This is a genomic window from Lysinibacillus sp. CTST325, assembly GCF_054665055.1.
Genome location: NZ_BAAFHO010000016.1, coordinates 99,592 through 113,269, shown reverse-complemented (window position 1 = coordinate 113,269; position 13,678 = coordinate 99,592). Strand labels below are relative to the sequence as shown.

11 protein-coding genes are annotated in these 13,678 nt (G+C 37.4%); 3 read left to right on the top strand and 8 right to left on the bottom strand.

What is annotated here, in order from left to right; genetic code table 11:
* Positions 1–271: 271 nt before the first annotated feature.
* A complete protein-coding gene (locus ACYQ73_RS24355; protein ID WP_460014810.1) occupies positions 272–1,177 on the bottom strand; it encodes a DMT family transporter in 906 nt (301 codons plus the stop codon).
* Positions 1,178–1,613: 436 nt separating this feature from the next.
* Between ACYQ73_RS24355 and ACYQ73_RS24350 the strand changes: the two genes are divergently transcribed.
* Together ACYQ73_RS24350 and ACYQ73_RS24345 are read left to right on the top strand one after the other, a co-directional pair.
* Positions 1,614–2,330: an MgtC/SapB family protein gene (locus ACYQ73_RS24350; protein ID WP_460014809.1), complete on the top strand. Its 717-nt coding sequence runs from the start codon at positions 1,614–1,616 to the stop codon at positions 2,328–2,330.
* Positions 2,331–2,345: 15 nt separating this feature from the next.
* Positions 2,346–3,341, top strand: a complete 996-nt coding sequence (locus ACYQ73_RS24345; RefSeq protein ID WP_460014808.1) for a cation diffusion facilitator family transporter — start codon at positions 2,346–2,348, stop codon at positions 3,339–3,341.
* A 146-nt stretch (positions 3,342–3,487) separates the two neighbouring features.
* Here the strand turns inward: ACYQ73_RS24345 and ACYQ73_RS24340 are convergent, their stop codons facing one another.
* The 4 genes from ACYQ73_RS24340 to pruA form a co-directional block, all read right to left on the bottom strand.
* Positions 3,488–4,651, bottom strand: a complete 1,164-nt coding sequence (locus tag ACYQ73_RS24340) for an iron-containing alcohol dehydrogenase (RefSeq protein WP_460014807.1) — start codon at positions 4,649–4,651, stop codon at positions 3,488–3,490.
* Between the two features lie 238 nt (positions 4,652–4,889).
* Positions 4,890–6,134 carry a Glu/Leu/Phe/Val family dehydrogenase gene (locus tag ACYQ73_RS24335; protein ID WP_142510517.1) on the bottom strand — a complete coding sequence of 415 codons (1,245 nt, stop codon included), beginning with the start codon at positions 6,132–6,134 and terminating at the stop codon, positions 4,890–4,892.
* 83 nt (positions 6,135–6,217) lie between these two features.
* Positions 6,218–7,411 carry an ornithine--oxo-acid transaminase gene (locus tag ACYQ73_RS24330; RefSeq protein WP_460014806.1) on the bottom strand — a complete coding sequence of 398 codons (1,194 nt, stop codon included), beginning with the start codon at positions 7,409–7,411 and terminating at the stop codon, positions 6,218–6,220.
* Positions 7,412–7,673: 262 nt separating this feature from the next.
* Complete coding sequence (gene pruA / locus ACYQ73_RS24325) at positions 7,674–9,218, bottom strand: L-glutamate gamma-semialdehyde dehydrogenase (RefSeq protein WP_460014805.1); 1,545 nt, start codon at positions 9,216–9,218, stop codon at positions 7,674–7,676.
* Between the two features lie 145 nt (positions 9,219–9,363).
* On the opposite strand from pruA, the gene ACYQ73_RS24320 reads away from it, so the two are divergent.
* Complete coding sequence (locus tag ACYQ73_RS24320; protein ID WP_460014804.1) at positions 9,364–10,671, top strand: AAA-type ATPase lid domain-containing protein; 1,308 nt, start codon at positions 9,364–9,366, stop codon at positions 10,669–10,671.
* A 214-nt stretch (positions 10,672–10,885) separates the two neighbouring features.
* Here the strand turns inward: ACYQ73_RS24320 and yugI are convergent, their stop codons facing one another.
* The 3 genes from yugI to ACYQ73_RS24305 form a co-directional block, all read right to left on the bottom strand.
* Complete coding sequence (gene yugI / locus ACYQ73_RS24315; RefSeq protein ID WP_460014803.1) at positions 10,886–11,263, bottom strand: S1 domain-containing post-transcriptional regulator GSP13; 378 nt, start codon at positions 11,261–11,263, stop codon at positions 10,886–10,888.
* A gap of 85 nt (positions 11,264–11,348) precedes the next feature.
* Positions 11,349–12,995, bottom strand: coding sequence for a hypothetical protein (locus ACYQ73_RS24310; RefSeq protein ID WP_460014802.1), 1,647 nt, complete (start codon positions 12,993–12,995; stop codon positions 11,349–11,351).
* Positions 12,985–13,536 (bottom strand): RNA polymerase sigma factor, encoded by a 552-nt coding sequence (locus ACYQ73_RS24305; protein ID WP_460014801.1) that lies wholly within the window; start codon positions 13,534–13,536, stop codon positions 12,985–12,987. Before ACYQ73_RS24305 ends, ACYQ73_RS24310 begins: the two co-directional genes overlap by 11 nt.
* Positions 13,537–13,678: the final 142 nt, after the last annotated feature.

Here is a 13,678-nt window from a genome sequence, read left to right as displayed (position 1 = left end):
TGATTAGCTCAAATTGTTTTGCTGGCATCATGTTTGATGTCCAAAATTTTGTTTCGTTCACTAACTCGAGGTTAGCTACTAAAAACTTTATTGATTACGTTTTGCTTGTTCAGTTTTCAAGGTTCATTTCGTCGCTGTTGTTTTCAGCGACTTCATTATCATAACTTGTATTCAACAAGAAGTCAACAACTTTTTTCAAATTCTTTTTTCAAAGCTTTTTTTCAAGTCGTCCTTCTTGTTAAGGACAAGTAATAATATATAATATAGCAATTTAAAATTCAAGCTTTTTTTGAAAAAAGTTTAAAAATCTTTTTTCATCGACTACAAATAAGAGAATTCCTACTATAACAATGAATCCACCAATAATTTGTGTGGCTATTAAATACTCTTTAAAAATTAGAAGTGCTAAAATGGCCGCGCCAATTGGTTCAAATAATATCGCAATGGAGACTACATTTGTACTAACGTATTTAATAGACCAATTAAATAAGGTATGACCAAATAAATTAGGAACTATCGCTAATAAAATAAACCATATCCAGTCCATAGTAGAATAAGGACCGAACGATTCCCCCTTAATAAGAACATAGATAAACAATGTCATTGTACTAACAGCATAAACAATCATCGTATATGTCACAAGAGATAATCTTTTCCGTACATCTTGTCCAAATAAAAAGTAAGCTGTAACAAGTGCGCACGCGACAAGAGCAAGCATGTCTCCATAAAATGCCGTACCGCTAAGTTTAAAATCTCCCCAACTAATTAAAACACTACCAACAATAGCAATAACTCCTGCAAAAATGGTTTTCAGAGTAATGTTCTCTTTAAAGAAAAAATATGTACCTACAAACGCAAACATTGGCTGTAGTGTAACTAAAACTGTAGAACTTGCTACAGAAGTGTAACTGAGTGATTCAAACCACAAAATAAAATGAAAGGCTAAAAATATGCCTGCAACAGAAGAAAATAGCCAATCACGTATTCTTAATTCCTTTATCTCGTTAGTGTACTTCCAAAAAAACAGAGGCGCCATTATTAACACCGAAAAGAACATACGATAAAACGCAATTACCCCCGCTTCTGCATTAGCTAATTTTACAAATATGGCCGATAGAGATACAGAAATCACGCCAATAAAAATAGGAATGTATGGATGAATTTTGGGTTTATCCATTAAATCCAACCTCCAATCAATTTTGCCTCGGCACATCATTACGTCTGGATTCGGCTTTATGCTCGGGCCTGCATGAGGGCCGACACGATGTCGGTCATTTCGGTAATGCCACAGGACGTGGCGTTTTTACCGATGCAGGTCAGTTAGCCGTTATCGCATGGATGCGATAACGGCTAACATCCTCTAAGAACTCGTTTCCAATACCATGAAATCCGCCGGAATACTTTAACTTATACTCGCCTTCATCTAACTCCATATAGAGGTGAAGACATCTGGTAGCTGCCATTTCGCTTTCGCTACATAAAACAATTGATAAAAGAAAATAAAAATACTTATACTTCATTACGATCGTGATGTACAATACAAAAAAGTAATGTACATATAATAATGACACCTTGCATATCTCTTAGCAATACGAAATATCGGAGGGTTGCGTATGGAAACCTTGGAAAATATGATTACATATGAAGTTGGCATAAAATTAGTAATTGCAGCCACATTAAGTTTAGTAATCGGCATCGAAAGGGAATTAAAAAAGAAGCCTGTAGGATTAAAAACGAGCTTAGTTATTGCTACATTTAGCTGTTTATTAACTATTATTTCGATTGAAACCGCCTACTCAACACCCCCTAGATCAGGGATCAATATTACAATGGACCCCCTTCGCCTGGCTGCTCAAATTGTTAGTGGAATTGGATTTCTTGGAGCAGGTGTTATTTTAAGACGCGGGAATGATAGTATCTCAGGTTTAACAACCGCAGCAATGATTTGGGGAGCTGCGGGAATAGGGATTGCAGTTGGTGCAGGCTTCTATATAGATGCTACATTAGCCGTTATTATCATTGTCTTCGGGATTGAGGTTTTATCGCCGTTTCTAATGAAAATAGGTCCCAAAAGAATTCGTATGCGAGAAATATCATTGAAGGTTCAGATTAATAATGATGAAAAGAGTGAATCCTTTTTACAATTCCTAAAGGAAAACAATATTATTATCGAAAACATACGCATTCAAGATGTTCCAAATAATGATCATGTTTTTCACGAATTAGATTTACGCTTATCATTAATAGTCTCTGATAACTTACTGTCATTTTATCGTTCATTACGAACACTACCCTATATAGAAAAAATCGAAATGGAAATTTTAAATTAGTTGGAGGATTCTTTCGTGGCAGAAATATTGAAACTATTAAAAAACGGGAATAAACCTTCTCTGCTGGCAGCAGTTGTCAATGCCTTTTTAGGGATTATTAAAGGTGTTGCCTTCTTCTTTACAGGTAATGTCGCCATGTTTGCAGAAATGATGCATTCTCTAGGGGATGCAGCAAACCAATTATTCGTTTATATCGGCTCAGCGCTTTCAAAAAAAGCACCTACAAAAAAATTTCCTGGAGGCTTTGGTCGAATTGTAAATTTAGTTTGTCTTTTCGCTGTTATCATTGTGGCGATTCTTTCTTATGAAACTGTAAAAGAAGGCTGGCATCATTTTATACACCCAGCTGGGGAGTCTAAAGGAATGCTCATTGCACTTGGTGTATTATTGATTGGTATTGTTTTAGAAGGCTCCGTTCTTGCAAAGGCTGCCGTTGAAATACTACATGAGGCTGGGCAGGAAAAAACGGGCATACTAACAGCTATTCCTAAAGCTGTTCCCTATTTAAATCGTGCAAAACCAGCAACAAAATTAGTATTTATGGAAGACTTAGTTGCTACAGGTGGTAATATCTTGGCCTTCGCTGCTATTTTAATCGCGCACTTTACAGGTTGGACAAGAATAGAAGGACTTGTTTCCATGATTATTGGCTGCATGATGTTCTATGTTGTAGCAAAAGTTTTCCTTGATAATGCACGTGGTGTTATTGGTGAAACAGATGAAGAAATGCTAAATCATATTGCTCATCTTGTTATGGATGACCCAAACATTAAAGATATCGTTCGCTTAGAGGTCATTAAAGAAGGTGAATTTTTACATGTGGAATTAGTTGCCGAAGCTGACGCTAGCCTATCACTTGCTTATCTAGATGATGTACGTGACCATTTAACAGAGGTTATTTTATGTCAGAAGGGCGTATCAAAAGTAGCCATTTTATTTGATGAGGATGATGGGAAGCAAGATTGGGTGCATATTGGCGATAGACCGGAAAACTCTACATTCAAACAATAACTCATTATCGAAAATATTTTAAATAAAATAAATAGCCAATTGCCACATAGGCAATTGGCTATTTTTTATACAAGTTTTGTTTCTTCTATTATACAATCTGGAAAACTTCTGTAACGGACGTTGCAAAAACATTTGCGTAAAAGAAGTTAAAGTGAGTTTTGCAAAATAGTTCGCACATCTTCTTCTTGTAATTTATTGAAGTTTCCAAAGGGTCCATTTTGCATAGCATGCTCTACAATTTGCTGGAATTTTGAATCGTCAATGTCATAATCCGCTAGGCGACTTGGAGCTCCTAGTGAAGTCCAGAATGCCGATAAACGATCAATCCCTTCGTACGCAACCTCTTCTGGAGACTTCCCTGTTGCGTCAACACCAAAAACGCGTGTTGCAATACCTGTAAAACGTTCTGGATTTACGGGTACACTTAAACGCATCCAATGTGGTTGTAATATCGCTAAACCACCTGCGTGCGGAATATCGTACACTGCAGATACAGCATGCTCAATATTATGCGATGCCCAATCACCGCGAGAGCCAATTGATAAGAATCCATTTAACCCAATGGTTCCGGCTAATAAAATCGTTTCACGCAGCTGAATATTCTCTAAATCTTCTATTAGTTTAGGTGCTGTTGCAATGACAGTTCTCAATACCCCTTCACACATTTCATCTGTAATCGGTGTATTCGTCGTATTATGGAAATATTGTTCAAATACATGCGACATCATATCAACCATACCGTAAACTGTATGATTTTTTGGTACTGTCACTGTATACGCTGGATTTAAAATCGAAAATTTCGGGAATACTGCAGGGCTACCCCAGCTTAGTTTTTCTTCTGTCGCAGCGTTTGTAATGACAGATCCCGAGTTCATTTCGGAACCTGTTGCAGCTAGCGTTAATACCGTTCCGAGCGGTAAAGCGTCCTCTACAATTACTTTACGCTTTACAATATCCCAAGCATCGCCATCATATTTTGCACCTGCGACTATTAACTTAGAACAGTCAATTACGGAACCACCTCCTACAGCTAGGACTAGATCAATATCTTCTTTTTTACAAAGGTCAATACCAAGTCTTGCTGTTTCCACACGTGGATTTGGCTCAACTCCGCTTAGTTCAAATATTGTTTTATCGGCTTCTTGTAACTTTTCGATGACAGCATTGTAGACACCATTATTCTTAATGCTGCCTCCCCCATAGACAACTAACACCTTTTTACCATGTCGCACTAACTCATCCGAAAGCTTTTCCAGTGCATTTTCACCAAGATGTAACTTCACTGGGTTATAAAATGTAAATGAATCCATTCAATTCGCCCCTTTCTACTTGGATTTTCTCATATTTATATTGATGAAAGCAAAGAATTAAAACCAAAATATTAGCTCTTCGATAATTGTATTCACTCTACAAATACGTTAAAAGTGCAAAGAAAAAGATGTACATGGAGCAATGTCCTAAACATTTTATTCATACGAATAAAAATGGTACGCATACAAAAAACGAGTCATCCGACTAGGGATGACCCGTTTTTCATTTATCTATTGATTAAACCCACCCACGGAAGCGTGAAGCTTCTGCAGTGCGGCGAACACCTACCATATAAGCTGCTAAACGCATATTAATGTTACGTGTTGTCGCTGTTGTATAAACGTTTTCAAATGCATCAACCATTTTTTTGTAAAGACGTTCTTCAACTTCTTCTTCTGTCCAGTAATAACCTTGGTTATTTTGTACCCATTCGAAGTAAGAAACTGTTACACCACCAGCAGATGCTAATACGTCCGGTACAAGTAAAATGCCACGATCAGTTAAAATTCTAGTTGCTTCAGCAGTTGTTGGACCGTTCGCTGCCTCTACAACAATGTTTGCTTTAACATTGTGTGCATTGTCAGCAGTAATTTGGTTTTCGATAGCAGCTGGCACTAGAATATCACAATCAAGCTCTAATAGTTCTTTGTTTGAAATTGTGTTTTCAAATAATGTTGTTACAGTACCGAAGCTATCACGACGATCTAATAAATAGTCGATATCTAAACCTTCAGGATCATGAAGTGCACCATAAGCATCTGAAATACCGATTACTTTTGCACCTAAATCATGCATGAATTTCGCAAGGAAGCTTCCTGCGTTACCGAAGCCTTGAATAACAACGCGTGCACCTTTAATATCAATGCCACGTTTTTTCGCTGCTTCTTGAATAACGATTGTTACACCTTGTGCAGTTGCACGGTCACGACCTTGAGAACCACCAAGCACTAGTGGTTTACCTGTGATGAAACCTGGTGAGTTGAATTCATCCATACGGCTGTATTCATCCATCATCCAAGCCATAATTTGTGCATTCGTAAATACGTCTGGCGCAGGAATATCTTTTGTTGGTCCTACGATTTGACTAACTGCACGTACATATCCACGGCTTAATTTTTCGATTTCGTCCATAGACATTTGACGAGGGTCACAGATGACACCGCCTTTACCACCGCCATAAGGTAGATCTACGATACCACATTTCAATGTCATCCACATTGAAAGCGCTTTAACTTCTTCCTCAGATACGGCCGGATGGAAACGAACCCCACCTTTTGTTGGTCCTACTGCATCATTATGTTGTGCACGGTAACCAGTAAATACTTTTGTTGTACCATCATCCATTTTCACTGGAATACGCACTTGTAGCATGCGAAGCGGTTCTTTTAACAATTCATACATTGCTTCGTCATAGCCAAGTCTATTTAGAGCCTCTTGAATGACTTCTTGAGTTGATGTGAACAGATTTAAGTTTTCAGACATTATTAAATCGCCTCTTTATTTTTATAATGATAGTATATCGGCATCATTGTAACATACTTCCGAATTAAAATGTGAACATTTTGTTAAAGTTTAAAAACTTTTTCAATTTGCTCGATTGACCAATCTAAATCCTCTTGTGAAATAACAAGTGGTGGCGCAAATCGAATGACAGTATCATGTGTTTCCTTACATAATAAGCCTAATTCTTTAAGCTTTTCACAGTACGGACGTGCTGCCTCTGTTAATTCCATTCCGATAAATAAACCACGACCACGAACGTCTTTAATGACTGGGTTATTAATTTCTTTTAATTTCCCTTTAAAGTATTCACCAAGTTCGTGTGAACGCTCTGCTAATTTTTCATCTAGTAATACTTTAATTGAAGCAATTGATACAGCACATGCTAAAGGATTACCACCGAAAGTTGAACCGTGTGATCCTGGATTGAATACACCTAAGATTTCACGATTTGCAGCTACACAAGAAATCGGGAATACACCGCCGCCTAAAGCTTTTCCTAAAATGTACATATCCGGCTCTACTTCTTCCCAATCACATGCGAACATTTTACCCGTACGTGCTAAACCAGCTTGGATTTCATCTGCAATGAATAAAACATTGTTTTCACGGCATAGCTCACGAGCAGCTTTTAAGAAGCCTTCTGATGGAATAACGATACCAGCTTCACCTTGAATTGGCTCAATTAAAAACGCTGCTGTGTTTGGAGTAATTGCAGCTTTTAATGCTTCCAGGTTACCGTAATCTACTAGCTTAACATTCGGTAACATTGGACCGAAGCCACGACGATATTCTTCGTCAGATGATAAAGATACAGCAAGCATAGTACGACCATGGAAGTTACCATTACATGCAATGATTTCAGCTTTGCCATCTTCCACACCTTTTACATCATATGCCCAACGACGAGCTGCTTTAAATGCAGTTTCTACCGCTTCTGCACCTGTATTCATCGGTAATACCATTTGTTTATTCGTTAATTTACCAACAAGCTCATACCATTCACCAAGGTTTTCGCTATAAAATGCACGAGAAGTTAGTGTTACTTTATCAGCTTGTTCTTTTAACGCGGCGATAATTTTTGGATGACGATGCCCCTGATTCACAGCAGAGTAAGCTGATAGCATATCTAAGTATTTGTTACCTTCTGGATCTTTTACCCAAGCACCTTCAGCCTCTGAAATAACGATTGGTAGCGGGTGATAGTTTGCAGCACCAAAATTTTGAGTTTGTTCAATAACTTGATTTGTTTTTGTCATATAGTATTCTCTCCTTACGTACATGATGAAAATCTCTGGAAGACTCTGTTTTTCTATAAGTAAATTCAATAGAACAATTTCAGCATTTTCTGAATATAAAAAGCAAGAATCTGCACACTACTCCTAGGTAAGCCGCCTCGACATTAGCGCCTGCGGTTCTTGCCGGACTCACTTTACCAGGAGGAGTCTCGCAGATTCTCTTATAATTTATGCCTCGGCATAATTGCGCCCGGAGGCAACTTCTTCAGTCAGCTGAAAGAAGTTATAGCATTTCAGAAGTTGTTTTTGCTTGCATGTGAAGTTGTAGATAGTCAGGGCCACCTGCTTTTGAGTCCGTACCAGACATATTGAAGCCGCCGAATGGTTGGTAACCTACGATTGCACCAGTACAGCCACGGTTGAAGTATAAGTTACCTACATGGAAATCTTCACGTGCTTTTTCTTGGTTCATACGATTATTTGTAATCACTGCACCTGTTAAACCGTATTCAGTATCGTTTGCAATATCAATTGCTTGATCGAAATCTTTAGCTTTTGTAATAGCTACAACTGGTCCAAAGATTTCTTCTTTCATAACTCGTGCAGAAGGAGCTACGTCTGCAAATACTGTTGGTTGGATGAAGTAACCGACTGAATCATCAGCTGTACCACCTGCAACAAGGCGACCTTCTCCTTTACCAATTTCAATATACTCTGTCACTTTATTGAATGCTGCTTGGTCAATAACTGTTGCCATGAAGTTGTTGAAGTCTGATGGGTCACCAACTGTTAACGTATTTGTTAATTCCACTACACGGTCAACAACTTGGTCATAGACATCTTCAACAATAACAGCACGAGAACATGCTGAACATTTTTGACCTGAGAAGCCAAATGCTGATTTTACGATAGATTGTGCTGCAAGCTCTAGATCTGCCTCTTTATCAACAACGATTGTGTCTTTACCGCCCATTTCAGCGATAACACGTTTAATCCAAATTTGACCATCATTTAATACAGATGCACGTTGGTTAATACGTAAACCTACATCACGAGATCCAGTGAAGCTGATGAAGCGTGTTTTTGGATGATCAACTAAGTAGTCACCTACTTCTGCACCAGAACCTGGTACAAAGTTCACAGCACCTGCTGGAAGACCTGCTTGCTCTAACACTTCGATAAATTTATAAGCAACTACAGGTGTTGTTGAAGCTGGTTTTAATAATACAGTGTTACCTGTTACTAAAGCTGCAACCGTTGTCCCTGCCATAATTGCGAATGGGAAGTTCCATGGTGAAATAACAATACCAATACCTAGTGGAATATAGTCGTAACGGTTATATTCACCAGGACGGCTTTCTACAGGTTGACCGTTTTTAATACGTAGCATTTGACGACCATAGTATTCTAGGAAATCAATTGCTTCTGCAGTATCTGCATCAGCTTCAGCCCACGGTTTACCTGCTTCTTTTGTTAAAAGTGCAGAAAATTCGTGTTTACGACGACGGATAATTGCCGCTGCTTTGAATAGTACGTCCGCACGAATAGCTGGATCTACTTTTTTCCAAGTTTTGAATGTTTCGTCTGCTGCTTGCATTGCTTTTTCAGCTAGTTCTTTGTTTGCTTTTGATACGCGACCAATTACTTCTGTTTTCTTTGCTGGATTATATGAAACGATTTTATCTTCTGTAGTAATACGTTCTCCACCGATAATAAGTGGATAGTCTTGACCTAAATAACTCTCTACTTTATTTAATGCTTCTAAATATGCGTTGTAATTTGCCTCTTGATTAAAATCTGTGAATGGTTCGTGTTTGTATGAAATCATACTTTATCCTCCCTCGTGAGATGTGTTTTAAGTGTGCAAAAAACATTGACGCAAAATATCTTTGCGTTTAGAATATTCTTACACTTATTATAATGCAAAATTTTGTTGCATATTTCAAGTAAAAAATTTTTGAGGTGCACATTTTATGAAAAATTCAGAACCCTTACTCCCTTTTTATAAGTTTATTGCAACAAATGTTTCTGTTGGTATTCATGCTGTAGACCTTTCTGGCAAAACAATTATTTATAATTCAAAGATGAAAGAAATTGAAGGTTTCCATTTTGATGAATTAGCAGATCGTTCTGTCATTGAAATGTTTTCCTTCCGCCAGCATGAAAGTACTTTAATGCGTGTATTACAAACAGGTAAAAAGGAAATTAACGTAAAACAAACTTATTGGAATAAAAATGGTCATGAAATTACAACTATTAATGATACTTTTCCACTTTATGTTGAAAATAAACTAATTGGAGCAATTGAATTTGCTCGTGACATTACATCACTCGAAAAGCTAGTTTATCAGCCCCTTCGTCGATATGATGAACCTTTAACATTCGATATGATTACAGCTGTATCTGAAGCGATGCGACAAATTATCGCAAACGCAAAAAAAGCAGCAGCTGTGAAATTGCCGGTATTACTAATTGGAGAATCGGGTACAGGAAAGGATTTAGTCGCAGAGGGGATCCACCATGCAGCATCACCTGACCCTGAAGCATTTGTAACCTTAGTGAGTCGTCGCTCCGTTCCATCTGTTTTAGATAAATTGCAGGAGCTCTTACAGGATGACAAGGCATACACTTTTTTCTTCGAACGCATTGACTTTTTAAGTCTAGACATTCAAGAGGAACTATTAGAGGTATTACAATCTCTTCCACAGTCTAAATACATGCTCATTGGAAGTGTAGGAAGCGACCCCATTACATTGATTGAGGAGAAGAAACTTTCAAAATCACTGTATTATTTCTTTGCTACAATGGCTATTACCATCCCAAATCTAACAGATCGAAAAGAAGATATTCTTCCATTCGTAGATGATTACTTTAACCGCCATCGAGAACGCTTCGCTTCAAATGTCGCGGATCTAGCACCTGATGTTCAGGATTTATTTTTACAATATGATTGGCCAGGAAATTTAAAGGAGCTTGAGCTATTACTAGATGAAATTGTATCGTTCATGACTACTGAATCAACTGTTACTTCAGATTTATTACCAATGCATTTCCGTTTCAAGGTACAGCAGCAAGACACATCCAATCACGAACCAGAATTTTTTATGTTCCAACAACAGAACGATGTTATGCCGCTCGATGCTTATTTGCGTGAAGCCGAATCATATTATGTGCAAAATGTCTTGAATTTATATGAAGGCAATATTACAAAGGCCGCTAGTGCACTTGGCATGAGTCGTCAAAATCTACAATATCGAATTCGAAAAATAAAAAATCAATAGTTATATTTGAATACAAAAAAACGAGGATACCTTCATATTTGAAAGCATCCTCGTTTTTTTATCCCGCACAGTAACAGGCAGTAATTTCTCTGTACCGAAAGCGAAGCGTCAAGTACAAGACTCCGACCTCAAAATTCAGCAAGAGCAAAGAAGTTAGATAAAATAACTGCCAGTTAACGCCCAACCAGTGCAGATCACTGATTAAAGTTTCACTTTATTGTCCGGACTGTTCGATCCAGTCCTGTAACTTATCTTTTAGGGAATTAAAACCATTCGCATCCGATTCATCTACACGGTCCTGCAATGATTTACGTGGCAGTACATCTTTTTTACGCAATGTAGTTGGGCGCTCCTGCAAAGCTCGAATCGATAAACTAATTTTTTCGGCATCTTCATCGATTTCAAGTATCTTCACTTCAACCTCTTGCCCAACTGACAAAAATTCACTAACGTCCTTTACAAAGCCGTACGTAATTTCGGAAATATGTACAAGGCCTTGTGTATCTTCATCAAGCGCAACAAATGCACCATATGGCTGTATACCTGTAACTTTTCCGCTCAACACGTCCCCTAATTCATATTTTTGTCCCATAACCTTTGCCCACTTTCTTTTTGTTTGCTACGTATATATCACCACAAATTATAACATACGTGTATTAGTGGGGCAAAAAATCTCCTTATTCGTTAATAGCACTAATTAGGTAATGCTGTTCACCATTTTTAGTTACTACAGAGGTTAATTTAAAGGATAATTGCTGTCCAATTTCCCCATACGCTGCACTTTTTACAGCTGCTCTAATATTAAGTGAAGAACCCCCTATTTCATGAAGAGCTTTAAATTTTTCCATCCCATCAAACGGTACAACTGTATCTATATCCAAATCATCAGTCAATAGTCTCTGAGCTATTTCTCGATCACCAACCCCATGAGCATATAAAAATAAACTAACGATATTAATTGGATTTAAAGTGTCAATAATTGTATCATCCCTCGTCTCTACATACGAATTGTAAAGAGTTTTAGTTTGCTCTATCCAATCAGGATTAATGGCTATATTTGTTGTCCTATCCTCTGTCTGCATAAATAAGTCTTCTCGCGCATATAAAATCCCCATCCATATGTCGTATGTTGTTAACTGTTCTAGAGTTTTAGATTGGCCAGTTAACTTTATTTCATCTAGTATTAATTGAGCTGTTTCGCGCATTGCCTCACCATATTCCCCAATCGTAATGGTAGTTAACAAATCCATATATTCAGGTTTGATTTGCCCAGTTTTTGTACGAATTGGATTGCTGTCAGTCCCTTTAAAAATGGTAAGCCATGTATTTTCAAACTCTCCCTTTAATACGTTGAAATTATCCATATCTGTAGAATTATCCTCTACAAGTGTTTTTTCATAGAGCCGTAGAATAGTTGCCGAATCCTCTCTAGAATAGAGTAAATCCCCACCCACAAGTAATGAGCCTGTAGCCAAGTATTTAAAATACCCTAATACATTCGGGTGAAGGCGATCAATATATTCGGGCGCGTCTTTTCCGAATATAGGATTTGGCCGAAAACTATAACTTTGTCCATTATATTGCAATTCAAAATATTGCTTTTTAGCCGTAGCAATTAATTCATTTAGGTCTGCAGGGAGACTTTTTGGTTTTTGTGATAAAACTTTTTCATACGGAGCAAGTTTATTAGAATAATAGCGTGCAATTTCTTCTACTGAGTTAGAATATATACTATAAAAGTAATAAGATTCTTCAAACGACATAGGATTTTCGTAAGTTTCGATACTCTGTATTCGCTCACGTGGCGTTTGTAGATTATCCAATGCATTCTTTTCTAAACTTTTTAAAAAGTCATTATTGTTGTTCTGCATCTCTTGAAACAACTCTTTTCTTTTAGGTAATAAGGACGCGTCATTATCTGCAATTTGAACTTTTGATATTTCACTAAACTCTTTTTCCGGAATGTCGAGCTCTTTACGCATTTGTTCACGTTTTTTTTGATATTTTTTTGTAAAGTTTGAAAGCCATTCGTCATATTCTTGTTCTTGTTCATTTTCAGCTGTTTGAACAAATGTCGATGGATTAATGACATACGACGAAACGAGTACACTTAATAAAAGTACACTTGCAATGCTGGCTATCCAGACAGCTGGCTTTTGCCATCTTGAAGGGGGCTTTTGTGTTGTTACTGTTTCTTGTGCTTGTTGTGTTGCATTTTCTGCCTCGATTTGTGCGAAAACGGCTTCTGGATCTAACTGTGGTTCCATGCGATCATAGGATTTTTTTAGAAGCTCCATTCGTTTTTCAAATTGTTTATCCTCCATTTTCAACACTCCCCTCCTGCATTAACACCGCTTTGAGCTTTCCCTTTGCTCGCAATATACGAACTTTGACAGTTGATAACGAAATATTTAGTACTTCCGCTATCTCCTCATACTTTAATTCATGGAAGTAAAATAATATAAGAGGATAACGATATTTTTCATCAAGTTCCTTAATAGCATTATGTAATAACCTATCCTCCTCAAAATTAAGGACATACCTTTCTGCTGAGGATGAGGGCATTTGTTGCTGAGCACTTAGCTTTTCTTCCATTGCCTGCTCTCGTTGTTCTTTGCGGTAATAATCGCGGGTTGCATTCAATGTGATTTTATAGAGCCATGTCGTAAAACGATCCTGCTTAAATTGATGTAAAAAACGATAGAGCTTCACAAATACCTCCTGTGAAACATCAGCTAAATCATTACTATGTACGCCACATTGAAAAGCAAATTTTTCAACTGTGCGTTGATGTATTCGTATTAGCTCTATATAGGCGTCTTTGTCTCCTCGCTGAGCTTGTTCTATTAATTCTGTTTCTGTCACAGTCAACCCCCCTTTTGCACATGTAACGAATCATTTCTCCTAATTGTTACATATTTAAATAGATTTTACTTTTTTAATAATAGCTCCAAAACTAATTACATCGCTAAAATTACCTCCGTTGTACAAACAAAATTATTTTAGA

What these genes read in the sequence shown, in the direction of transcription:
- ACYQ73_RS24340 (WP_460014807.1), bottom strand. Translation starts at nt 4,651, where the DNA reads ATGGATTCATTTACATTTTATAACCCAGTGAAGTTACATCTTGGTGAA.
- ACYQ73_RS24310 (WP_460014802.1), bottom strand. Translation starts at nt 12,995, where the DNA reads ATGGAGGATAAACAATTTGAAAAACGAATGGAGCTTCTAAAAAAATCC.
- ACYQ73_RS24355 (WP_460014810.1), bottom strand. Translation starts at nt 1,177, where the DNA reads ATGGATAAACCCAAAATTCATCCATACATTCCTATTTTTATTGGCGTG.
- ACYQ73_RS24330 (WP_460014806.1), bottom strand. Translation starts at nt 7,411, where the DNA reads ATGACAAAAACAAATCAAGTTATTGAACAAACTCAAAATTTTGGTGCT.
- ACYQ73_RS24350 (WP_460014809.1), top strand. Translation starts at nt 1,614, where the DNA reads ATGGAAACCTTGGAAAATATGATTACATATGAAGTTGGCATAAAATTA.
- pruA (WP_460014805.1), bottom strand. Translation starts at nt 9,218, where the DNA reads ATGATTTCATACAAACACGAACCATTCACAGATTTTAATCAAGAGGCA.
- yugI (WP_460014803.1), bottom strand. Translation starts at nt 11,263, where the DNA reads ATGGGACAAAAATATGAATTAGGGGACGTGTTGAGCGGAAAAGTTACA.
- ACYQ73_RS24320 (WP_460014804.1), top strand. Translation starts at nt 9,364, where the DNA reads ATGAAAAATTCAGAACCCTTACTCCCTTTTTATAAGTTTATTGCAACA.
- ACYQ73_RS24335 (WP_142510517.1), bottom strand. Translation starts at nt 6,134, where the DNA reads ATGTCTGAAAACTTAAATCTGTTCACATCAACTCAAGAAGTCATTCAA.